The sequence below is a fragment of the Streptomyces sp. 4F14 genome, from assembly GCF_048159485.1.
Classification (GTDB): domain Bacteria; phylum Actinomycetota; class Actinomycetes; order Streptomycetales; family Streptomycetaceae; genus Streptomyces.
The window spans coordinates 239,981-260,640 of sequence record NZ_JBLRVY010000006.1 but is presented as its reverse complement, the minus strand read 5'-3'; the positions used below and the strand labels follow the sequence as shown (position 1 = coordinate 260,640).

20 protein-coding genes are annotated in these 20,660 nt (G+C 72.3%); 10 read left to right on the top strand and 10 right to left on the bottom strand.

Features of this window, described 5'->3' with window-relative positions:
- Window positions 1–46: 46 nt before the first annotated feature.
- Window positions 47–367, top strand: coding sequence for a hypothetical protein (locus ACLZOT_RS12535; protein WP_416968901.1), 321 nt, complete (start codon window positions 47–49; stop codon window positions 365–367).
- Between the two features lie 85 nt (window positions 368–452).
- A complete protein-coding gene (locus tag ACLZOT_RS12530; protein ID WP_416968900.1) occupies window positions 453–926 on the top strand; it encodes a carboxymuconolactone decarboxylase family protein in 474 nt (157 codons plus the stop codon).
- A 163-nt stretch (window positions 927–1,089) separates the two neighbouring features.
- Here the strand turns inward: ACLZOT_RS12530 and ACLZOT_RS12525 are convergent, their stop codons facing one another.
- Window positions 1,090–1,977, bottom strand: a complete 888-nt coding sequence (locus ACLZOT_RS12525) for a Gfo/Idh/MocA family protein (RefSeq protein WP_416968899.1) — start codon at window positions 1,975–1,977, stop codon at window positions 1,090–1,092.
- Window positions 1,978–2,146: 169 nt separating this feature from the next.
- On the opposite strand from ACLZOT_RS12525, the gene ACLZOT_RS12520 reads away from it, so the two are divergent.
- The 3 genes from ACLZOT_RS12520 to ACLZOT_RS12510 are packed head-to-tail and all read left to right on the top strand — an operon-like array spanning window position 2,147 to window position 4,791.
- Window positions 2,147–3,916: an ABC transporter ATP-binding protein gene (locus tag ACLZOT_RS12520; RefSeq protein ID WP_416968898.1), complete on the top strand. Its 1,770-nt coding sequence runs from the start codon at window positions 2,147–2,149 to the stop codon at window positions 3,914–3,916.
- Window position 3,917: 1 nt separating this feature from the next.
- Window positions 3,918–4,280, top strand: coding sequence for a hypothetical protein (locus ACLZOT_RS12515; RefSeq protein ID WP_416968897.1), 363 nt, complete (start codon window positions 3,918–3,920; stop codon window positions 4,278–4,280).
- Between the two features lie 34 nt (window positions 4,281–4,314).
- On the top strand, window positions 4,315–4,791 hold the full coding sequence (locus ACLZOT_RS12510; RefSeq protein ID WP_416968896.1) for a hypothetical protein: 477 nt from the start codon (window positions 4,315–4,317) through the stop codon (window positions 4,789–4,791).
- Window positions 4,792–4,926: 135 nt separating this feature from the next.
- Here ACLZOT_RS12510 and tgmB read toward each other — a convergent pair whose 3' ends face one another.
- The 3 genes from tgmB to ACLZOT_RS12495 form a co-directional block, all read right to left on the bottom strand.
- Window positions 4,927–5,922: an ATP-grasp ribosomal peptide maturase gene (tgmB, locus tag ACLZOT_RS12505; RefSeq protein WP_416968895.1), complete on the bottom strand. Its 996-nt coding sequence runs from the start codon at window positions 5,920–5,922 to the stop codon at window positions 4,927–4,929.
- Between the two features lies 1 nt (window position 5,923).
- Entirely contained in the window at window positions 5,924–6,115 is a 192-nt protein-coding gene (gene tgmA / locus ACLZOT_RS12500; protein ID WP_416968894.1) for a putative ATP-grasp-modified RiPP, read from the bottom strand.
- Between the two features lie 192 nt (window positions 6,116–6,307).
- Window positions 6,308–6,580 (bottom strand): YkvA family protein, encoded by a 273-nt coding sequence (locus ACLZOT_RS12495; RefSeq protein ID WP_416968893.1) that lies wholly within the window; start codon window positions 6,578–6,580, stop codon window positions 6,308–6,310.
- A 224-nt stretch (window positions 6,581–6,804) separates the two neighbouring features.
- On the opposite strand from ACLZOT_RS12495, the gene ACLZOT_RS12490 reads away from it, so the two are divergent.
- Window positions 6,805–8,064 carry a hypothetical protein gene (locus ACLZOT_RS12490; protein ID WP_416968892.1) on the top strand — a complete coding sequence of 420 codons (1,260 nt, stop codon included), beginning with the start codon at window positions 6,805–6,807 and terminating at the stop codon, window positions 8,062–8,064.
- A gap of 55 nt (window positions 8,065–8,119) precedes the next feature.
- On the opposite strand, the gene ACLZOT_RS12485 is transcribed toward ACLZOT_RS12490, so the two are convergent.
- Window positions 8,120–9,220: a hypothetical protein gene (locus tag ACLZOT_RS12485; RefSeq protein ID WP_416968891.1), complete on the bottom strand. Its 1,101-nt coding sequence runs from the start codon at window positions 9,218–9,220 to the stop codon at window positions 8,120–8,122.
- Window positions 9,221–9,508: 288 nt separating this feature from the next.
- Complete coding sequence (locus ACLZOT_RS12480; protein ID WP_416968890.1) at window positions 9,509–10,018, bottom strand: hypothetical protein; 510 nt, start codon at window positions 10,016–10,018, stop codon at window positions 9,509–9,511.
- A gap of 273 nt (window positions 10,019–10,291) precedes the next feature.
- On the opposite strand from ACLZOT_RS12480, the gene ACLZOT_RS12475 reads away from it, so the two are divergent.
- Together ACLZOT_RS12475 and ACLZOT_RS12470 are read left to right on the top strand one after the other, a co-directional pair.
- A complete protein-coding gene (locus ACLZOT_RS12475) occupies window positions 10,292–10,654 on the top strand; it encodes a PadR family transcriptional regulator (RefSeq protein ID WP_416969064.1) in 363 nt (120 codons plus the stop codon).
- Window positions 10,651–11,658 carry a hypothetical protein gene (locus tag ACLZOT_RS12470; protein WP_416968889.1) on the top strand — a complete coding sequence of 336 codons (1,008 nt, stop codon included), beginning with the start codon at window positions 10,651–10,653 and terminating at the stop codon, window positions 11,656–11,658. The genes ACLZOT_RS12475 and ACLZOT_RS12470 overlap by 4 nt, the downstream gene beginning before the upstream one ends.
- Here ACLZOT_RS12470 and ACLZOT_RS12465 read toward each other — a convergent pair.
- The 3 genes from ACLZOT_RS12465 to ACLZOT_RS12455 form a co-directional block, all read right to left on the bottom strand.
- Window positions 11,629–12,591 carry a DUF1152 domain-containing protein gene (locus ACLZOT_RS12465; protein ID WP_416968888.1) on the bottom strand — a complete coding sequence of 321 codons (963 nt, stop codon included), beginning with the start codon at window positions 12,589–12,591 and terminating at the stop codon, window positions 11,629–11,631. The two genes, ACLZOT_RS12470 and ACLZOT_RS12465, sit on opposite strands and share 30 nt — an antisense overlap.
- A 77-nt stretch (window positions 12,592–12,668) precedes the next feature.
- A complete protein-coding gene (locus ACLZOT_RS12460) occupies window positions 12,669–14,033 on the bottom strand; it encodes an FAD-dependent oxidoreductase (RefSeq protein ID WP_416968887.1) in 1,365 nt (454 codons plus the stop codon).
- A 212-nt stretch (window positions 14,034–14,245) separates the two neighbouring features.
- Window positions 14,246–16,963, bottom strand: coding sequence for a SpoIIE family protein phosphatase (locus ACLZOT_RS12455; protein ID WP_416968886.1), 2,718 nt, complete (start codon window positions 16,961–16,963; stop codon window positions 14,246–14,248).
- 250 nt (window positions 16,964–17,213) lie between these two features.
- Here ACLZOT_RS12455 and ACLZOT_RS12450 point away from each other — a divergent pair, with 250 nt between their 5' ends.
- A complete protein-coding gene (locus ACLZOT_RS12450) occupies window positions 17,214–18,641 on the top strand; it encodes an alkaline phosphatase family protein (RefSeq protein WP_416968885.1) in 1,428 nt (475 codons plus the stop codon).
- A gap of 190 nt (window positions 18,642–18,831) precedes the next feature.
- On the opposite strand, the gene ACLZOT_RS12445 is transcribed toward ACLZOT_RS12450, so the two are convergent.
- Window positions 18,832–19,476, bottom strand: a complete 645-nt coding sequence (locus ACLZOT_RS12445; protein ID WP_416968884.1) for a lipoprotein — start codon at window positions 19,474–19,476, stop codon at window positions 18,832–18,834.
- Between the two features lie 293 nt (window positions 19,477–19,769).
- Here ACLZOT_RS12445 and ACLZOT_RS12440 point away from each other — a divergent pair, with 293 nt between their 5' ends.
- On the top strand, window positions 19,770–20,639 hold the full coding sequence (locus ACLZOT_RS12440) for a hypothetical protein (protein WP_416969063.1): 870 nt from the start codon (window positions 19,770–19,772) through the stop codon (window positions 20,637–20,639).
- Window positions 20,640–20,660 lie beyond the last annotated feature (21 nt).

The window sequence follows — 20,660 nt, the reverse complement described above, 5'->3', positions numbered from 1 at the left end:
AGGTGGGATGAGACGGACTGAATCGGGCTGAGTGACAGGAGGGGCCATGGGGTTCGACGGTGAGGTCTGGCGGCTGCGGTGCGGGGACGAGGAGGTCGGTTCGGTCACGATCGACGACGCCGACTTCCCCTGGCTCTCGGGCCGCTTCACGCCCGGACCGGCGTACGCGGCCGTCGAACCCCTCTTCGCCCGCGAGCTGGCGCTGCTGAACGAGGGGTGGACCGAGGAGTGGGAGGCGGCCTACGACGCGATCACGAGCCGCGTCTCCCTCTCCTCCCCGGAGGGGCCTGTGCCGGAGTTCCTGCTGCACATCGAGGGGGAGCGGGCGTGGTTCCGGTGGAGCGACGAGCCGTTCGAGGAAGAGTGACCGGCGTCACATCCAGGGACGTCACACTCTCGCGGTCCGCGTTGTCTTAGTGGTGTACCCCAACGGAACGGCACAGGAGACCACCATGGAAGCCCGCCTCAACCTCTTCGGCAACCAGCTCTTCGGCAAGGTCCTGCGGCACGTCAACTCCGCCGGCAAGGCCGTCACCGACTCCACGCTCCCCGCGGCCACCCAGGAACTCGTCAAGATCCGCGCCAGCCAGATCAACGGCTGCGGCTTCTGCACGGACATGCACACCAAGGACGCGACCGCCGCCGGCGAGGACGCGACCCGCCTCCACCTGGTCGCCGCCTGGCGCGAGGCCACGGTCTTCACCGACGCGGAACGCGCGGCGCTGGCCCTCGCGGAGGAGGGCACCCGCATCGCCGACGCCCACGGCGGCGTCTCCGACGAGGTGTGGCAGGACGCGACCAAGCACTTCGACGAGGACCAGCTGGTGGCCCTGGTGTCCCTCATCGCCCTCATCAACGCCTACAACAGGGCCAACGTGATCGTCCGCCAGCCGGCGGGCGACTACCAGCCGGGGATGTTCGGCTGAGGAAAGGCTGCGCCAGGGGGCGGAGAGGCAGGCCCGGCAGAATTGAGGGGCGAGGTCGATGCACGGGGCGCGCAGCGCCCCCAGGGGCGCGGGGAACTGCGCGATCAGCCACGACGGTGCCGCAGCCGCCATCGGACCCGCTGCGGCACCCTCGATCGCGCACCTATGCCCCCGCCCCCAAAACCCCCTCCGCCGTCTCCAGGATCTCCGTCACCCGCAGCGCGAACCCCGCATCACAGGCGTGCGGCCGACCGGAAGCAACCGCCTCCAGCAACGCATCGGCCGCCCCCCTCAACGCACTCACCGCATCGCTGACCCCCTCGGGCAGCACCACCACCCCCGCCTCCCCCCGAAACTCCACCGCGTTCCCGGAGGCCGCGTCAGGAGCCGTCAGGCTCAGCGTCACCGTGCTGGAAGCACCACCCGCATGCTCCAGCACCAGATGCACCGTGTCCCCGGGCCCATGCGCGGCCGCCCCCACCTTGGTCACATCCCCCAGCACCGGCAGCAGCACGGACAGCGCATGCGGCCCCACATCCCACAACGCCCCCTTCTCCCGCCGCCAAGGCGACTCCGCGAAGGGACTGCCGGAGGACGCGAACACGGACCCCAGCCACTCGGCCCGCCCGGTGAACCACCCCTCCGCGGCCCCCTGTTCACGGATCCACGCGGAGATCACGGGATCGAACCGGGCCGTGAAGAACACGACGGACGCCACCCCGCTCTCCCGAGCCGCCGCCACCAACTCCCGCCCGTCCCCGGAGGCCAGCGCGAGCGGCTTGTCCAGCAGCAGATGCCGCCCGGCGAGAGCCGCCCGCGTGGCCAACGCGACCTGCACATCCGGCGGCAGCGCGACGGCGACGGCGTCCACATCGGAGATGAGCGCGTCGACATCGTCGTACGCCCGCACCCCGTACTCCCCGGCGATCTCCTTCGCGGCCTCCCCCCGCCGCCCCCACACGCCGACGAATTCGAGGGAGGGGTGCCCCGAGAGGGCGGGAGCGTAGGCCATGCGGGCCCACGGCCCCGTACCGAGCAGTCCGATGCGCATGCCGCCAGCCTCTCCAGGCCCCGCCCCGTGCGCAAGCCTTCGAGAAGCCGATCTCACCGGGCGGACAGCCCCCACGGACCCCCTGATCCCTGATGTACTTCTGCCGACCGGCAGAAAGCGCTTGCTGTCGGTCGCCAGCCACCGTCAGGGATCCGGAGGACCACTGCCCATGGCGTCGTCGTACGAGCGACCGCTCGACCACCGCTACCGGGACGAGCACCCCGTCCGCACACTCGCCTACCTCTTGCGCGCCGACCGCCGCAAACTCCTCGCGGCCGTCGCCGTGTTCACCGTGAAGCACAGCCCCGTCTGGCTGCTTCCGCTGATCACCGCGTCGATCATCGACACGGTCGTCCAGCACGGCCCGATCGGCCGCCTGTGGACGAGCACCGGCGTGATCATGTTCATCCTGCTGGTCAACTACCCCCTGCACCTGCTGTACGTCCGTCTCCTGTACGGCAGCGTGCGCCGCATGGGCACGACGTTGCGCTCGGCGCTGTGCACCCGCATGCAGCAGCTCTCGATCGGCTACCACTCCCGCGTCAGCGCGGGCGTGCTCCAGGCGAAGGTCGTCCGGGACGTCGAGTCGGTCGAGCAGATGGTGCAGCAGACCGCCGACCAGGGCCTCGGCGCGGTCACCGTCCTGACCGGCGGCCTGATCATCATCGGCGTCCGCACCCCTGAGTTCCTGCCCGTGTTCCTCGTCGTCGTCCCCGCCGCCGCGTTCGTCGTCGCCCGCCTCAGGGAACGCCTGCGCAGCCACAACGAACACTTCCGGCACGAGGTGGAGGCCCTGTCCTCCCGCGTCACCGAGATGACCCGCCTCATCCCGGTGACCCGTGCGCACGGCCTGGAACGCAAGGCGCTGCGCCGCATGGACGGCACGCTGAGCCGCCTCCTCGACTCGGGCCTGCGGCTCGACCTCGTCAACGGCCGCTTCGGCTCGCTGGCCTGGGTCGTCCTCAACGTCGTCGGCGTACTCGTCCTCGCGGGCGCCGCGCTCGTCTCGTACTACGGCGCCTGGGGCGTGAGCGCCGGCGACGTCGTCATGCTCAGCGCCTTCCTGACGACCCTCACCGGCTGCGTCACCACCCTCACGGGTCTCGCCCCGCTCGTCACGAAGGGCCTGGAGTCGGTCCGCTCGATCGGCGAGGTCCTCCAGGCCCCGGAGACGGAGGACAACGACGGCAAGACCGAAATCACCGCAGTACAAGGCGCGGTGACATTCCGTCAGGTCGACCACGCGTACGACGCCGGCCGGGCCGCCGTCCGCGACTTCAGCCTCGACGTCGCGCCCGGCGAGACGATCGCCCTCGTCGGCGCGTCCGGCGCGGGCAAGTCCACCGTCCTCAACCTGGTCATCGGCTTCATCCGACCGACCTCGGGCCAACTCCTGCTGGACGGCACCGACATGAGCACCCTGGACCTGCGTACGTACCGCCGGTTCGTGTCGGTCGTCCCCCAGGAGTCGATCCTCTTCGACGGCACGATCCGCGAGAACGTCGCCTACGGCATGGAGGACGAGGCCGACGAGGCGTCCGTCCGCGCGGCCCTCCGCGACGCCAACGCCCTCGAATTCGTCGACAAGTTGCCCGAGGGCCTCGACACCCTGGTCGGCGAACGGGGTGCCCGCCTCTCCGGCGGCCAGCGCCAACGCCTCGCCATCGCACGGGCGTTGATCCGCGACCCGAAGGTCCTGGTCCTCGACGAAGCGACCTCGGCCCTGGACACCCGCTCCGAGGCCCTCGTCCAACAGGCCCTGGCCCGCCTCCTCCAGGGCCGCACCACCTTCGTCGTCGCCCACCGCCTCTCCACCGTCCGCGGCGCCGACCGGATCGTGGTCATGGACGACGGCCGCATCCGAGAGGTCGGCACCCACGACGAACTCCTGCGCAGGGGCGGGGCGTACACGGCGCTGCACGCGGGGCAGGTGGCGTGAGGTGGGCGTGTTCGTGAGCGTCCGGGGCTGGCTGGAGTGCGACGACCGGCAACTGGAGGCCGTCCACGAGATCGTCCGCGCCGCCGACGAGGGCTTCTACAGCGGCGGCTGGAGCTTCCCGGCCCCCATCAACTGGACCCGCTACGCCTTCTTCGGCGCCGACCTGCGCGTCGGTGAACTCCCGTGGCTGCTCGACCAGTTGAGACAGATCGCCGAACTCCCCGCCTCCGACGCGGACGGCGACCTGGTCACCGGCTTCTTCCTCACGACCCACGAGGAGGAGGGCGCGAGCCAGTGGCAGATCCGCGACGGGGACCTGCACAGTGCCCCCGCGCCCGAGACCCTGCGCTACCTCGACCTCTAAGGTCGAACGACAGTGCCCTGAAGGGGGGATGTGCATGGCCGTCGAGGTGTGGCACGACTACATCGCGAGTGAACTGCGGCCCGTGCTCGCGGTGTTGGCCGCGCGAGCCGGGAAGCGGCGGGACGATCCGGTGCCGGGGGCCCTGGAGTGGACGTTGCCGTGGGGGATGGACGACGGCAACGGGCTGGTCCGGGTCACCGTGTTCACCGAGATCGTGCCGGAGAGCTACGAGCGGCGGATCCGGGTCGTCGTGGCCGCCGCCGCACGGGGTTTCCTGGAGGACGGCGGGAAGCTGGCGCTGCCCCGGTACGCCGACTGGGGCGCCGAGTACGCGCGTTCGCGCAGCGAGATCGACGCGGACACCGGCCGCCGGGTCCCGCCGCCGGACGGGAAGCTGACGCGGGGCATGGCCGAGCACCTGTGCCTCGCGCTCGGCGGACTCCCGGACACGCTGAGTGAGGAACCGGGCGGCGAGGTGGCCTTCTCGGTGCCACCGGCGAAGTCCGCCTGACGCCACCGGGTCCGGCCCGGCACCCTGCCGGGCCGGACCCGCACGCGTCGAGCCCCTTACCGGACGCCGCACAGCGCCGAACCGTTCCCTCCGCTTGCTGAATCGTTTCGCTCGTGCGGTCGGCCCCGGAGACCCTCACGACGCCACCGCATCACTCCCGTCGCACGACTCCCGTTCCCCCGGCACCGGCACCGGCACCGGCGCCGCCAGCCACTCCGCGATGGTCCGGGCGATCGGCTGCCCCGTCTCCACCTCCACGAACCCGAACTGCCCCGACTGGTTGCACTCCAGGAACCACCAGGTTCCGTCCGAGTCCTCCGCGAAGTCGAAGGCCCCGTAGGACAGTTCGGCCGCCCGGAGATACGCGAGCACCCCTTCGGCGACCCGCGCGGGCACCTCGGCCGGCGTCCACGGCAGCGCCGGGGAGGCGAACCGGACGTCGATCTCGGCGGGGTCCGCGTCCGCACCGACCTCCTTGCGCGCGGCCAGCATCCGGTCACCGACGACGGTGAGCCGGATGTCCGCCCGCTTGGGGACCCGGCGTTGCAGCAGGGTCGGCCCGAACGCCACCGCCGAGAAGTCCGCGTCCGGCGCGACCCGGCTCGTCGGCACCGCGCGCGGCGGCTCCTGCGGATGCGCCCCGGACACCGGCTTGACCACCAGATCCGGGAACCGCTCCGCGAACTCCCGCGCGGCCTGCGGAAACGTCGTGATCAGCGTGGCCGGCACCGGCAGCCCGCTCTGCTGGGCGACCCGGAGCTGCCACGGCTTGTGCCGGGCCCGGCGGGCGGCGTCCGGATGGTTCATCCAGCGCGCGCCCGTCGAGCGCAGCATCCCGTACAGCGCCTGCGAGGACTCCTCCGTCAGCCACTGGGACGGCTCGGCCACCCGCGACGCGGGCACACCGGGCCGCCGTACCCACACCGACCGCAGCCCGTCCATGCTCAACAGGCGTCCGGCCGACCAGAGATGGCCGCGGAAGGCGCCGTGCACGTACTCGCCGGAGAGCGCGACCCCGCCCGTCAGGTCGGCGGGGTCGAGCCGGACCACCGGCACCCCCGTCGCGTTCAGGTGCACGACGACCATGTCCGCCGTCACGTCCTCCTCGCAGGTGAGGATGAGGACCGTCATCTCAGTCGTCGAAGTGCGTCTTGGAACCCGCCGTGGACGTCGTCGTGCCGAGTTCCCTGAGCAGGGTGAGGTCCGCCGCGGCGATCCTCCCGTCCGAAGTGACGTTCAACTGCATTCCTGGGTCGTAGGCGTACGGAGTCGTGGCCTTCAACTCCGCCGCAGGGCGTGCGTAGTTGAGCGCGAACGGTTGCATCGTCTCTCCTCTTCCGTGCTGCGCCGACCAAGCCGTCGTCTGCCGCGTCGTCGCGTCGCCCGGTGGTTCCCTTCGGCTTCCACTGACTTATACGAATCGAACGGGTGATTGGTTTCCTCACGCTGCGTGATCGCGGCGCGTTGCGCGCCCAGCACCTGAGACCGCGCGGTGGGGCGAAAAGGTTGATCCGGGTCAGACGAGGTCTTTGGACGAGGTCCGCAGCGAACGCAGCGCGAGGAGCAGCACCCCGATGTCGTCCAGATACACCGGATCGGGCACCAGGTCGGTCGGCAGCACGAAATAGAGGACCGCGCCCCAGAAGATCCAGCGCGGCCCGGTCGGCAGTCCGGCCCGCCGCAGCTCCCGCCGGGTCCGCACCAGCCGTACGGCCACGGCTACGGCGCCGGCGAGCACGGCGACCGCGAGGAGAGCGGCGACGACGATCACCGTCGTGGTCGTGTCCACGTCCCCTCCCGGAGGTCCGAGGGCGCCGCCGGTCGCGGCTCCCACCTTTCGGAGTACCCGCCCAGGGCGTTCGTATCGCCCCGTGGGAGGTTTGGAGAGGCTTCGCTCACTCCACCGGCTCACCCGAGTGGCGCGAAGCCGTACGGGTGTCCCTAATGAGCAGGGTAGCCGCGTGCCGCACTCGGGGGCGCAGAAGCGGCCGCACCCATTTCATGGAGAACAGCATGACCACCCGCTCTCCGTCCATCCGCCCGAACCCGACCGCCATACCCGGGGGAGAGGCGCTCCACACCGCCTCCGTACCCCCCGACACGCCTCCGCACGGCACCGCCGTCGACGGCCTGGTCCGTGCCGCAGTGGCCGACCGGCCCCTGGAGGAACTGGCCGAACTCATCACCCTCCTGGAGCAGTCGCCCGCCTCGGCCCGGGCCGCCTCCGACGCCCTGCGCGCCGCCGGGGTCGACCGGTCCGTCGAGGACGTCACCCGGCTCGTCACCCTCCTCACCCGCCCGCCCCGCCCCGCCGAGGGCGCCGACGAGATCATCCGCGCGGCGGCCGAACGCCGGTCCGTCGAGGACGTCACCCGCCTGATGGCGCTCCTGCACCGCACCCCCCTCGAACCCCACTGCGAGGAGGAGGCGCTACGCACCGCCGCGACCCGCCGCCCCGTCGAGGAACTCGCCCAGCTCATCGGCAGGCTGAGCGAGGAGGAACGGGCGGCCCGCACCGCCCCGGACCGCACGGTCCTCGGCACGGCACCCCCGCCGGACCACGACCCCGCCGACGGCTCCGGCATCGGCCCGGGCTCCGGACGCCGCCCTTCGCCCGCCAAGGAGCCCGGCCCCGCCCGGCCGCCGTACCGCCCCGACGCCCCCGCCCCGGAGGCGTCCGCACCCCGGCGCCCGCGCCGCTGGAAGCGCGGAAGCACGGACCCGGCGCCCGAAGGGGGCGCGCACGCCGGTGCGCACACCAAGCCGCCGCGCGGGATGGCCGTACGCGGTGAGGTGCCGCGTGGGGCGCCGGTGGGGAGTTCCCGTACGGGGACGGCGTACGACGACGAGGAGACCGCACGCCTCGCCACGGCGGCACGCCCCCGGCGGGCCCCCGACCGTACGACCCGCAGGGCGGCCCGCCTGACGGCGCTGCTGCTCCTGGCGACCGGCGCGGCGACCCTCCCGCCGCACCGCGACGGCGAGTCGCCCCAGATCTACGGCCTGGTCCTGGGCGCGGCCCTGGCCTGCACGGTCCTGGGGGTCCTCCTGACGATCCGTCCGGCGGTCCCGCTGCTGGCCCTGACCCTTCTGGTCCCCGCGGCCCTGGCGGCCGGCCAGGTCCTGCACGGGCGGATGGGCCCGGCATCGCTGACCGGAGCGATGGACCTGACGGCGGCACCGGGCTGGCTGGCGGGAGGGCTGGCGGCCTGCGCGGCACTGGCGTCCCTGACGACGCTGCTGCTGGCGGCGCAGCCGACTCAGGGCAGGTGACCGGGTAGGTGAGAACGATGTGGCCCACGCCGGTCTCCCGGTGTGGGCCGCATTCTCAGTCCTCGGGCTTCTTCGGCAGCTTGAACCGTTCGAACGTCCGCGTGATCTGCTGGAACGGCGACTGCGCGGGACGCGCCGGGGGCGGCTCGGGCGCGCTGTCCACCGCGCCCGCGGACTCCCGGAACACCTCCAGCGCCTCGTGCGCCCGCTCGGCCGCCTCCCGGTACAGGTCACGGGACTTGGTCATCGCGTCCAGTGCCTCCGCGTACATCGCGACGAGCTGCCGCTCCCGGTCCAGTTCCTCCCGCAGGGTGAGGACGTGCCAGTCCTCCCGCAGGGCCGTGAGCAACGCGTCCGCCTCGTCGGGGAGATGCTGGGGGACGGTGGTGAACCGGACGATCGCCTCGACGAGTTCGGAGGGCTCGGAGCCGTCGAGGAAGACCGTGCGGACGGCGAAGTCCGCGGGGTCGACGTCGCCGTGGGGCAGGAGTACCGCGCCGCCCCGGGGCAGTTCGGCCCGCGACTCCTTCAGCGCCCAGTTGACCGCGCGGAGTTGCTGCGGCGCGGCGCGGTGCTCGACGACCCGGTCGCGCAGCCCCTGAGTGAGGAACCGGGTCAGGGGGAGCCGTCCGCGCGCGTCCGGGGTCATGGCCTCGTGGACGACGACGTGGATGGACCACTCGTCGCGCATCGCGCTCTTCAGGACGCGCCGCAGGTCCTTGTCGTCCGAGGGCAGCGCGGTGGCCTCCCGGAACCGCAGTCCGGCGACCTGGGAGTGGTCCCACTGCCCGTCGATCTCCCAGGGCTCCTCGGACCAGAAGCGGGTCGCGGGGGAGGGCCAGCGCCGGTTCCAGGGCTCCTCGGCCTCCGCGATCAGCGCCCAGGGGCGGGTGCCGTCCCGGTCGGCCTCCTCGGCGACTTCGAGGCGGGCCCGGACGGTCACCTCCTCGCCGACCAGCCAGCGGGCCTCGAACACGAGCCGCCCCTCGGGCCGCGCGTCCTCGCCCAGCTCCAGGAAGTCGACGATCTCCTCGGTCTCCTTGAGCCGCTGGAGATGCCCGCGCAGCACCTCCCCGGGCGCGGAACCGGTGTGACGTCCCCGGGTCAGCCACACGGTGGACGGGGTCGAAGGACGGGCGGCGCTGGAGCTCGACATGGATCCATCTGATAAGCGGAGAACGGTACGGACCTCCCAGTATCACCGCTCGTCCCCGCATCTGATCAAGAGGGGGTCACCAGGATTCCGCCACGGCCCGCGCACACCCCCGCACGTGCCGCACACCCGGGGCGCACACACCGCACCCGACGAGACCCCCGCACACGCGTACCCCCGCACCCCTCGCCCTCACGACAATCATCAGGGCGGACAGGGCCGGCCCGTCATCCGCGTCGGGGCGGGCCCTGTCCGCACGGGGGGGGCGTCGCGTCCGTGCGGCCGCCGCGTTCAGTCCCTCCTCCCCCCACCCCCCGTCCGCCCCCGCCGCCGGCGAGGCACCGCCTCCGCCAGCTCCCCGCCCTCCCGCGCGGGCGCGCTGAAGCCGCCCGGTACGGCCCGGGACGCCTGGGACGGTGGCGCGGCCGGCGCGGCGGCCGGTGGCGCGTCGCCCCCCTGCCGCGCACGCGGGGCCGCCCGGGCGACGATCCGGGTGTGGGACATCAGCGGCGCGCAGGCGGAGCAGACCTCGATGAGCGTCCAGACCTGCCCGACCGCGGGGTCGTGCCGCAGGACCAGGACGACGGCACCGGCGCAGGAGGCCCGGGTGCCTTCGTGAGCCGCGCACTTGAGCTGCCGGCAGCCGCAGGCGGCATCGGGCCGGACGGTCGCCGCGCGCGCGTGCGCGGCGGCATGCGCCTCGGCGAAGCGCCGCAGCGCGGCGACGTCACGGGAGCGGGCCGGCATCGGGCAGTTGGAGGAGCAGGTGACGGAGGCGGTCCGGTCGCGGTGCCCCGTCACCCGGATCGTCCACGACCGTCCCGGGCGGCGAGTTGACGGTGCGTCAGGGTACGCGAGAGCCAAGGCCATGTGTCCTTTTGTCGTCGGGAGTGCTGCGCGAAGGTGCGCACTGGGAGATCTACCCGGGTCGAGGGCGGTTCACAGCATGCCGAAGCCTTCTCCTTGCGACGGGGACGCGCGCTTTCGCGGCGTGCCCGTTTTTCCACGCCCCCGGCACTCCTGCGTGCGAAATATATCGGGAGCCGATATATTCGGTTCATGGGAACGAAGTCCATGACACAAGCCGCGTTCTTCGTGCTGACGGCCCTGGCCGACCAGCCCCGGCACGGCTACGGCATCCTGCGCGAGGTCGAGGACCTCTCCGACGGCGAGGTCCACCTCAGGGTCGGCACCCTGTACGGCGTCCTCGACCGGCTCACCGCCGACGCCCTGATCGCCCTGGACCGCGAGGAGGTCCAGCAGGGCAGACTGCGCCGGTACTACCGCCTCACCGACGAGGGCGTCGCCGCCCTGGACGCGGAGGCCGAGCGCATGGCGGCGGGCGCGAGCGCGGCCAAGCAGCGCATCGCCGAGAGCGGGCGCACTCCCGTCGTACCGCCCGTGACGGGCCCGGGACTCGCCGGAGGACTCGCATGACCGGCACGATGACGTTGCTCGAATCCCGCTACCGCACCGCCCTGCGCCTCCTGCCCGCCTACTACCGGCGCGAGCGCGAGGAGGAGATGGTCGAGACGTACCTCTGGGACGTCGACCAGGACACCCAGGACCAGAGCCGCCCCACGCTCGGCGAGGTCGCGAGCATCGCCGCGCTCGCCGTCCGCACCCGCCTCGGCACCGCCGCCTCACCTCGCCGGTACGCCCTGTTCGGCGCGTCCGTACGGCAGTTCGCCGTGTTCGCGCTGCTCCTCCAGGCCGCCTCGGCGCTCGTGGACCGGGTGCTCGAACTGACCTGGGGGAGCACGCACGGCTCGGCGCAGTGGGATCTCTTCCTGACCCGTTTCAACGGCCGGGGTCCCGGGAACAGCGTGCCGGTCGCCGTCCTGGAGTGGACGCTCCCGCTGCTGTGGACCGTCGCCTACTTCGCGCTCCTGCGCGACCGCAGGCGCCTCGCGGGAGCCGCCGCGACGGTCGCCGCCCTGCCCGAACTGTGGGTGTTCGTCGCCCCGTTCGTCACCGACGCCTACCCGCCGGACCTCCCCTACGCCACCGCGAACGGCCTGCTGGCCTGGCTCACGGTCCTCGCGCTGTACGCCGCCCACCACCGTGACGCCCCGCCCGCCGCCCTCCCCGCCGGCACCCCCGGCCTCGCCTACCTCGCCGCCTGCGTGGTCATGGGCGCCTCGCAGACCGTCCTCCCCCTGGCCACCGACTCGGTGTGGGCCCCCTCCACGGCCGTCCTCCTCGCGGGCCTCGCCTGGCTGGCCCGGCGCCCCCGCACCCCGGACACGGCCTTCGCCCTCGCGGCCCTCGGCGCCCTGCTCCTCGCCCTGCGCGTGACGACCCTCTACCACTGGTACGACGTCCTCCCGGCCGTCGCCCGCTTCGGCTCGGTCGGCCAGGCGGCGGGCCTGTTCCTGCTGACCGCCGCCCTCACCGCCGTGGCCGCCCGCTCAGTGCGGGAACGCGCGGGGCGCCCGTAGCCCGGGCAGCCCGTCCCTGAACTCCTCGATCCGCGTGCTGATCTGACGCATCAGCACGGTCTCCGCCAGCCGGTCCAGGTAGAGGTTGCGGCGCGCGAGCGCGGGGGCGTCCACGCAGAAGTACATCGCCATCAGCGGATTCACGAACAGCTCACCCCCCTTGGTGCGCTCCGTGAACCGCACGTCCCCGAACTGCCCGCGCACGGCGGCGGCGACCGACCCCTGCACGATGCTCGGATGGCTCGCCGTCGTCTCCTGCGCGTGCGCCACGGCGTCCAGGTACGCGGCACCCTCCGGGCTCTCCCGGGGGATCGAGAAGGCGCCCAGGTACCCGCCCTCCCGGTCCAGCGCGGCCAGATTCTCCAGCACCAGCGCGTGGTTGACACCGTGATAGGCGTCCACCCCGAACCCGAGGCACACCACCAGCCGCTCGGCGACGTCCAGTCGAGACACCACGGCGAGGCTCGCCATGTCCTCCTCGGGCGTCCCGAGCCCCTGCTCGTCCCCGCGCATCAGGATGTCGGTGCCCCCGTCGACCAGCACGATCGCGTCGACGCCGCCGAGGTGGTCGAGCAGCGCCCGGTAGGCGTCCAGCAGCGGCGCGACCCCGGTCCGCGCGAACGCGTACACCGTCGACGGCAGCCCCTGCCCGTCGAGCCACCGCGCGAGGGCGCGCTCCGGGAAGTAGTCCCCGCGTACGGGGGTGTCGGGCCGTACGGCGGCGACGTCCGGCTCGATCCACACCTCGGACGGCAGCCCGTACAGGTCCGCGAACGACAGGTTCGCCAAGTGGACCTCCTTGCCGGCCGCCCGCAGCGCGGACGCCAGCGGCAGCCCGGCGTACACGTCGAAACCGCCGCCCGCACCGGCGATCAGGACGCGGCGGGCGTCGCGCAGGCGGGCGAAGAGGGGAGGTTCGGGGAGGGAGAACATCGGGGGACCATAACAACGGCGCGGGGCCGGTCGTACAAGATTTCTGTACGGTCGGCCCCGCGCCGGATCAGCTGATGTCAGGCGCCGCTCTCGCGGAGCATGTCCTCGCGCTCGACGAGCTTGACGCGCTCGCGGCCCTGGGGCTCGCCGAGGGCCTTCTCGGCGGCGTCCAGCTTGTACCAGCCCTCCCAGGTGGTGAAGCGGACCTCGCGCTCGGCCAGGAAGGCGTCGACGGACTCCGGCTGCGGGGAGGCCGGCTCCTGGAGGCGGCCGTTCGCGTGGTCGTCCAGGAGGTTGGCGACCGTCTCGTTCGCGTCGCCCTTGGTGTGGCCGATGAGGCCGACGGGGCCACGGCGGATCCAGCCGGTGACGTACACGGACGTCAGGTGGCTGCCGCTCTCCTCGATGACCCGGCCGCCCGCGTCCGGGACGGTGCCCGAGTCGAGGTCCCAGGGGAGCTTCGGGAGCTTCTCGGAGAGGTAGCCGACCGCGCGGTAGACGGAACCCAGGTCCCAGTCGGTGAACTTGCCGGTGCCCTTGACGTTGCCCGTGCCGTCCAGCTCCGTGCGCTCGGTGCGCAGGCCCACGACCCGGCCGTCCTCGCCGAGGATCTCGGTCGGGGACTCGAAGAAGTGCAGGAACAGCTTGTGGGGGCGGTCGCCGACGTCGCGGATCGCCCAGTTCTCCAGCGTCTTGGCGACCATGTCGGCCTGCTTGTTGCCGCGCCGGGTCGCGATCGAGCCCTCGTCGTAGTCGATGTCCTCGGGGTCGACGATGACCTCGATGTTGGGGGAGTGGTCCAGCTCCCGCAGCTCCATCGGGGAGAACTTGGCCTGCGCGGGGCCTCGGCGCCCGAAGACGTGGACCTCCAGCGCCTTGTTGGCCTTCAGGCCGTCGTACACGTTGGCCGGGATCTCCGTCGGGAGCAGCTCGTCCGCCGTCTTCGCGAGGATGCGGGCGACGTCCAGGGCGACGTTGCCGACGCCGAGGACCGCGACCTTCTCGGCCTCCAGGGGCCAGGTGCGCGGGACGTCCGGGTGGCCGTCGTACCAGGAGACGAAGTCGGCCGCGCCGTAGGAGCCGTCCAGGTCGATGCCCGGGATCGAGAGCTCGCGGTCGGCCATGGCGCCGGTCGAGAAGATCACCGCGTCGTAGAAGGCGCGCAGGTCGTCGAGGCTGATGTCGGTGGGGTAGTCGACGTTGCCGAAGAGGCGGATCTGCGGCTTGTCCAGGACCTGGTGCAGGGCCGTGATGATGCCCTTGATGCGGGGGTGGTCCGGGGCCACGCCGTACCGGATCAGTCCGAACGGGGCCGGCATCCGCTCGAAGAGGTCGATGGAGACACCGGGGTCGGCGGCCACATCGGACTTGAGCAGCGCGTCGGCGGCGTAGATCCCGGCGGGGCCGGCTCCGACGATGGCTACCCGCAGGGGGCGGGGCATGATCAGGTTCCCTTCGAGCGGCGGTAGATCGACTCGACGGGAAGCCTAAACTAAGGCAAGCCTAACCCGGTATGCGGGTCCGGTCTATGAGCTCATAAACCGGACTTATGAGTTCTCCCGACGTCGGGTGCGACCAGCAGTTTATCGGTCCGCTGGTAGTGGCCTGTGCGCTCAGGTCGGCCGGGGGTCCGGGGGTTGTCCCCCGGGCAGACTCAGCATCGGTCCGCGGGGAGCGGTTGTTCCGCCCAGATGACCTTCCCCACAGACGAGTACCGAGTGCCCCAGCGCTCCGAGAGCTGCGCCACCAGGAACAGGCCGCGTCCGCCCTCGTCCGTCATCGCCGCGTACCGCAGATGCGGGGAGGTGCTGCTCGCGTCCGAGACCTCGCAGATCAGCGACCGGTCGCGCAGGAGCCGTACCCGCACCGGGGCGCCGCCGTAGCGGATCGCGTTGGTGACCAGCTCGCTGAGGATCAGCTCCGTCGTGAACGACAGGTCCTCCAGGCCCCAGTCCGCCAGCCGCCGGGCCACCGCCGCACGCACCCGCGCCACCTCCGCCGGGTCCATCGGCACCTCCCACTCCGCGACCCGGTCCGGACCCAGCGCGCGCGTACGGGCGACGATCAGCGCGATGTCGTCGTTCTGGCGGGCCGGCAGCAGCGACTTGAGGACCGCGCGGCAGGTCGGCTCCGGCTCGTCCGGCGCGTCCGCCAGCGCCTCGCGCAGCAGGTCGAGGCCGCTGTCGATGTCCCGGTCCCGGGACTCCACCAGACCGTCCGTGTACAGCACGAGACGGCTGCCCTCCGGCAGCTCCAGCTCCACCGTCTCGAACGACGGCAGCCCGCCCAGCCCCAGCGGCAGCCCCGGCGGCACGTCCGCGAACTCCACCCGCCCGTCCGGATGCACGATCGCCGGCGGCGGATGCCCGGCCCGCGCCATCGTGCAGCGCCGCGACACCGGGTCGTAGATCGCGTACAGACAGGTCGCCCCCGTCACCGGGGCCGCCGACTCGTCCTCCTGGTCGATCCGGTTCACCAGCTCGTCCAGCAGCCCGAGCAGTTCCTCCGGGGCCAGATCCAGCGCCGAGAAGTTGTGCACGGCCGTCCGCAGCCGCCCCATCGTCGCCGCCGCGAGCAGCCCGTGCCCGACGACGTCCCCGACCACCAGCGCCACCCGCGCCCCCGACAGGGGCAGGACGTCGAACCAGTCGCCGCCCACCCCGGCCTGCGCCGGCAGATAGCGGTACGCGATGTCCAGGGCGCTCTGCGCGGGCAGCGTGCGCGGCAGCAGGCTGCGCTGGAGGGTCTCCGCCATCTTGTGCTCGCGCGTGTAGCGGCGGGCGTTGTCGATGGTGACCGCCGCCCGCGCCACCAGCTCCTCCGCGAGCGCCACCTCGTCCGAGTCGAACGGCTCAGGACGCTCCGAACGCCAGAAGCTCACCACGCCCAGCAGCAGCGTGCCCGCCCGCACCGGGACCGTGATCAGCGAGTGGATGCCGAACTCCATGACCTGCTCGGTCCGCTCCAGGTCCTGCGCCCGCCAGCCCGGCGACACGTCGAGCCGCGACTCCAGCACCGCCCGGCCCTCCGCGAGACTGCGGGCCTGCGGCGCCGAGTCCACGAACTTCAGCGGCTCGCCCACCGCGTACAGCGGAGCGCCCTTGCGCACCCCCGTCGACGCCGTACGCCGCAGTGCCGAACCCGGCTCCGGCTCCTCGCCCTTGACGACCGAGTCGAACAGGTCGACGGTCACGAAGTCCGCGAACCGGGGCATCGCCAGGTCGGCCAGCTCCTCCGCCGTCCGCGTCACGTCCAGGTCCGTGCCGATGCCGACCCCGGCCGCGTACAGGATGTCCAGCCGCTCCCGGGCCTCGTCCGCGCGGCCGGACAGGGCCCGCAGCTCCGTCGAGTCGCGCAGGGTCGCGACGCTGCCCGAGGGGCCGCCGGCGAGCTGCGTGGGGCGCTGGTTGATCGCCAGCAGCTTGTCGCCGACCAGGCGCACCTCGTCCGTCACGACCCGGCCCGACGCCAGCAGGTCGGCCGTCCCCGCGTCCAGGCCCAGCGCGGCGACGTACCGGCCCTCCGCGTTCTGCGGCAGGTCCAGCAGGCGGTGCGCCTCGTCGTTCGCGAGCATCAGACGGCCGTCGCCGTCCACGATCAGGACGCCCTCGCGGACCGCGTGCAGCACCGCGTCGTGGTGCTCGTACATGCGGGTCATCTCGCGCGGGCCCAGACCGTGCGTCTGCCGCATCAGACGCCTGCTGACCAGCGCCGTACCGCCCGTCGCCAGGATCAGCGCCGCGCCCGCCGTGACCAGGACCAGCGGGAGCTGCCGGTCGACGGTCCCGCCGACGCTCTCCGTCGTGATCCCCGCCGACACCAGGCCGACGACCTGGCCGTACGGCGACTTCACCGGGACGACGGCCTGCACCAGGCGCCCTATCGTCCCGTCGATGTCCTCGACGACCGTGCCGCCCTCCTGTGCGGGCGCGATCGTCCCGACGAACTTCTTGCCGATGCGGTCCGGCTTCGGGTGCGTGTAGCGGATGCCCTCCGGGTTCATGACGACGATGAAGTCCATGTCGGCCGCCTTGCGGGCCGCCTCCGCGCGGGGCTGGAGGATCGTCGTCGGGTCCGGCGAGGCCAGCGCCTCCAGCATCCCCGGGGAGTTCGCGAACGACTCCGCGACCGCCAGCGAGCGGTTGCGGGCCTCCTCCGTGCCGTCGTGCCGGACCTGGAGCACCAGCGCGACCACCGCCGCGACGACCAGCAGCAGGACGACGGCGACCTGGAGCACGAACACCTGTGTGGCGAGACTGCGCCGGCCCAGCGCACGGCGCGGCGCCACGCCGTACGGGATCCGCCGCTCCCGTGCGCGGCGGGCTGTGACGGAGGGACGCGGTTCGTGTGGTCCACGGGGACGACGGGCCATGCGCTCATGTCTACACTGCCGGGCTCCGGGAGGCGAGAGGCGTCACGCAGGGTGATGCGGTGCACGCGGGGATTCCGTGCGGAAGTTCACGCCCCGGCGACGCGCGGGCGACCTCGCGGTGACGCACGTCATGGCTTGGCCAACTCCTCCTGACACGTTGGGGTGGATTTCACCAGGTGTCCCTGACGCCCCGGGAGGCTGCGGATGAAGAGTGAACGGTGATCTGGCCGTCACTCATCAAGGGGCTTCCATGGCCGAGTTGACCCGACGCAGACTCCTCGGAACCGCCGCCGGCACGCTGGGCGGCGCCGCGGCCCTCTCCCTCCTCCCGCCGAGCGTCCAGAAGGCCGTCGCCGCCGGACCGCCGCGGCACGGCTCCCTGCGCGACATCGAACACGTCGTCATGCTGATGCAGGAGAACCGGTCCTTCGACCACTACTTCGGCACCCTCAAGGGCGTCCGCGGCTTCGCCGACCCCGAGGCGCAGATCCTCGACACCGGCCGCTCCGTCTTCTACCAGCCCGACGCCGAGAACCCGAAGGGCTACCTGCTCCCCTTCCACCTCGACACGCACACCTCCAGCGCCCAGGCCATCCCGTCCACCAGCCACGCCTGGTCGGTGCAGCACGAAGCCTGGAACAACGGGAAGATGGACCGCTGGCTGCCGGCCCACCGCAAGGCCGACGGGGTCAACGGGCCGTACGTCATGGGCTACTACACCCGCCGTGACATCCCCTTCCAGTTCGCGCTGGCGGAGACCTTCACCATCTGCGACAACTACTTCTGCTCGGTCTTCGGCCCCACCTGGCCCAACCGCCTGATGTGGATGACCGGTTCGATCGACCCCGACGGCACCCACGGCGGCCCCGTCACCAGCAACGCCGCGCCCAGGCCGTACACCTGGACGACGTACGCCGAGCGCCTCCAGGCGGCCGGGGTGAGCTGGAAGGTGTACCAGGAGGACGACAACTACGGCTGCAACATGCTGGAGCAGTTCGCGACGTTCAGGAACGCCCAGCCCGGCTCCGACCTCTACGAGCGCGGGGTACGGCGGCAGCCGGAGGGCACGTTCGAGGACGACGCCCGTAACGACCGCCTCCCCGCCGTCTCCTGGATCATGCCGACGAGCTACCAGTCGGAGCACCCCGACTACCTGCCCGCTGCCGGCGCCGACTTCGTCGCCTCCAAGATCGAGGCCATCGCGTCCAACCCCAAGGTGTGGCGCAAGACGGCCTTCATCCTCAACTACGACGAGAACGACGGCCTCTTCGACCATGTGACCCCGCCGACGCCGCCCGCCGGGACGCCCGGCGAGTTCATCAAGGGCCTCCCCATCGGCGGCGGCTTCCGGGTCCCGGCGATCATCGTCTCGCCCTGGACCGTGGGCGGCTGGGTCGCCACGGAAGCCTTCGACCACACCTCGGCGCTGAGGTTCCTGGAGCGCTTCACGGGCGTGGCCGAACCGAACGTCACCGACTGGCGCCGGGAGACCTTCGGCGACTTCACGTCCGCGTTCCGCTTCTCCCACTCCCGGCCCCGGCCGCCGCGCCTTCCGCACGACACGGCCGAGCAGTTGGAGAAGGCGAAGGAGGAGGTGGCGACGCTGCCGAAGCCGACGCTGCCGGGGGCGGACCAGACGTTCCCGCGGCAGGAGCGGGGGCGCCGGCCGCATCGGTGAGGTTCGCGGGCTTCCTGAGGACGGGCAGCTCCTTCGAGCGTGACCCCGCGGAGGTGGGGTGCGGGCCCGGTGGCGGCCGGGGCGGGCGGACCCGCGCGGGGAGCTGTTTCGAGGACCGGTGTCCCGCACATCACCGGTACGACGGTGGACCCGCGCGCGGGCGCGTCGCCGGCTGGGGATTCCGAGGGCCTCAGCCGGTGACGCGCAGCGTGCGTTCGGCGAGTTCGAAGGCCGGGAGCATCGCCTTGTGCTCCGCGTCGTCCAGGCCGCCGAGGTGGATGACCACCGGGCCCTCGGGGGTGGTGACGGCGAGGGCGTGCTCGGTCTTGGTCTCGTCGAGGAGTTCGACGTGCACGCGGTACGAGACCTCCACGCCGGACACGCCGCCCGCCGTGAACGTCGTGTACTTCTCCTCGCTCACACCCTTCTCGGCGCCGACGAAGCCCTTGAGGACCGTACGCGCGTCCGCGCCGCCGGGCTTGCCCTGGTAGACGCGGATGAAGCCGACGTGCCCCGCGGGCTTCGCGTCGATCTCGCAGACGCCGTCGACGGGGCCCTGGCGCAGGAGCGCGTCGAGGAGGTCCTCGGAGGCGTCCTTGGGCGCCGCGATGGACTCGGCCTTCCACTTCGCGGCCGTCTCGAAGGTCACGGGCAGCTCGCAGGCCGACCCCTTCGCGCCCAGCGTCCCTCCCGAAGCCGCGGCGGACGGCGCCGAGGACGGCGTCGCGGAACTCTTCCCGGCCTCGCTCGCCGCCGTGCTCCCCGCGTCGTCCTCGGACGCCCCGCAGCCGGCCAGCACCCCCGCCAGCAGCACCGCCGACAGCCCCCGTCGCATGGTCCCCACCCTGTGTTCCCCTCTCGTGCGTATCTGACAACGGACTGTAACCGAGGCCACTGACAACGCCCTCCGGCGGGGTGTGGTGATCGTCACTTCGGGCCGGTGCCGACTGAACCCCGACGCGAGAACGACCGTCGTTGTGAGTGCGTGGGTCGTGGTGTCGGTTAAATGCGTCCCACGCGATCGGTGCCGAAATCAACCTGAATGTCGATGATGGGCGTCTCAGGAGTTAGATTCGATTTTCCGAATGTGTGTGCGGGTGACCAGTGGGGACGACGGTGGGGCGAGAAGTGGACAAGAAGGCGGGGGTACGGCGCAGATCGCCGCTGTACAGAGGCGTCGCGTTCCTGGGGCGCACCCTGTGGGGCGAACTCCAGGGCATCGTCGTCGACCCCGTACGCGAACTGTGGCGCAGGGGCCCCTCCGCCCTCTCCCTCGCCTTCGTCGCGTGCGCGGGCGTGATCTTCTTCCACGCGATCGCCCAGAACGACACGGGCGAGAAGATCGTCCGTGAGGTCGGCGGCGTCCAGGGCGACCTCCCCCTGTGGCAGGCCCTCCTGCGCACGCCGATCTCGCTGTACGTTCCGGCCCTCGACCTGCCCGTGTGGGCGGGCATCACGCAACTGTTCCTGGCCTTCGCCCTCGCCGAGGTCGCCCTCGGCCGCGCGCGGACCCTCTTCATCGCCTACGCGTCCACGCTCTCCGGCACCCTCACCGTCCGCGTGATGCTCGCGCTCGGCCCCGACCACTGGGGCGGACTGCCCCCGGAGATCGGCCAGGTCCTCGACACGGGCCCCTCGGCGGCCGTCGTCGGCCTCTTCACGTACATGTCCGTCATCCGCCGTGCCCCGATCGTGTTCACCCTCACGGGCGGTTCGATGGTCGTGGAGTCCATCGCCAAACCCAACCTCGCCGGCCGCGAACACCTCATCGCCGTCGCGGCAGCCCTCGTCATGGGCCTCCTGCACGGGCGCGGGGAGCGCTTGCGCGCGCGGGTGCGCGCGGCGCTGCCGGAGTGGGTCCGCCGGCCGGGGCCGGGGCGTACGGAGGTGGCGCTCGCCGAGGTGGGGGCGGCGCAGGAGGCCGAGCCGAAGCAGGCCGGGGTGCCCGCCGTACGCGTGCGCGGGGAGGCGGCGCAGGAGTGCGGGCGCGTGCCGTGACAGAGCCCTACCCCGGGGGCG

Excerpts from the sequence above, each read along its gene's own strand:
- ACLZOT_RS12460 (WP_416968887.1), bottom strand. The coding sequence starts at position 14,033 with ATGCCCCGCCCCCTGCGGGTAGCCATCGTCGGAGCCGGCCCCGCCGGG.
- ACLZOT_RS12470 (WP_416968889.1), top strand. The coding sequence starts at position 10,651 with ATGACCGGCACGATGACGTTGCTCGAATCCCGCTACCGCACCGCCCTG.
- ACLZOT_RS12525 (WP_416968899.1), bottom strand. The coding sequence starts at position 1,977 with ATGCGCATCGGACTGCTCGGTACGGGGCCGTGGGCCCGCATGGCCTAC.
- ACLZOT_RS12530 (WP_416968900.1), top strand. The coding sequence starts at position 453 with ATGGAAGCCCGCCTCAACCTCTTCGGCAACCAGCTCTTCGGCAAGGTC.
- ACLZOT_RS12465 (WP_416968888.1), bottom strand. The coding sequence starts at position 12,591 with ATGTTCTCCCTCCCCGAACCTCCCCTCTTCGCCCGCCTGCGCGACGCC.
- ACLZOT_RS12450 (WP_416968885.1), top strand. The coding sequence starts at position 17,214 with ATGGCCGAGTTGACCCGACGCAGACTCCTCGGAACCGCCGCCGGCACG.
- ACLZOT_RS12535 (WP_416968901.1), top strand. The coding sequence starts at position 47 with ATGGGGTTCGACGGTGAGGTCTGGCGGCTGCGGTGCGGGGACGAGGAG.
- tgmA (WP_416968894.1), bottom strand. The coding sequence starts at position 6,115 with ATGCAACCGTTCGCGCTCAACTACGCACGCCCTGCGGCGGAGTTGAAG.
- ACLZOT_RS12455 (WP_416968886.1), bottom strand. The coding sequence starts at position 16,963 with ATGGCCCGTCGTCCCCGTGGACCACACGAACCGCGTCCCTCCGTCACA.
- ACLZOT_RS12490 (WP_416968892.1), top strand. The coding sequence starts at position 6,805 with ATGACCACCCGCTCTCCGTCCATCCGCCCGAACCCGACCGCCATACCC.
- ACLZOT_RS12510 (WP_416968896.1), top strand. The coding sequence starts at position 4,315 with ATGGCCGTCGAGGTGTGGCACGACTACATCGCGAGTGAACTGCGGCCC.
- tgmB (WP_416968895.1), bottom strand. The coding sequence starts at position 5,922 with ATGACGGTCCTCATCCTCACCTGCGAGGAGGACGTGACGGCGGACATG.
- ACLZOT_RS12485 (WP_416968891.1), bottom strand. The coding sequence starts at position 9,220 with ATGTCGAGCTCCAGCGCCGCCCGTCCTTCGACCCCGTCCACCGTGTGG.
- ACLZOT_RS12445 (WP_416968884.1), bottom strand. The coding sequence starts at position 19,476 with ATGCGACGGGGGCTGTCGGCGGTGCTGCTGGCGGGGGTGCTGGCCGGC.
- ACLZOT_RS12475 (WP_416969064.1), top strand. The coding sequence starts at position 10,292 with ATGACACAAGCCGCGTTCTTCGTGCTGACGGCCCTGGCCGACCAGCCC.
- ACLZOT_RS12520 (WP_416968898.1), top strand. The coding sequence starts at position 2,147 with ATGGCGTCGTCGTACGAGCGACCGCTCGACCACCGCTACCGGGACGAG.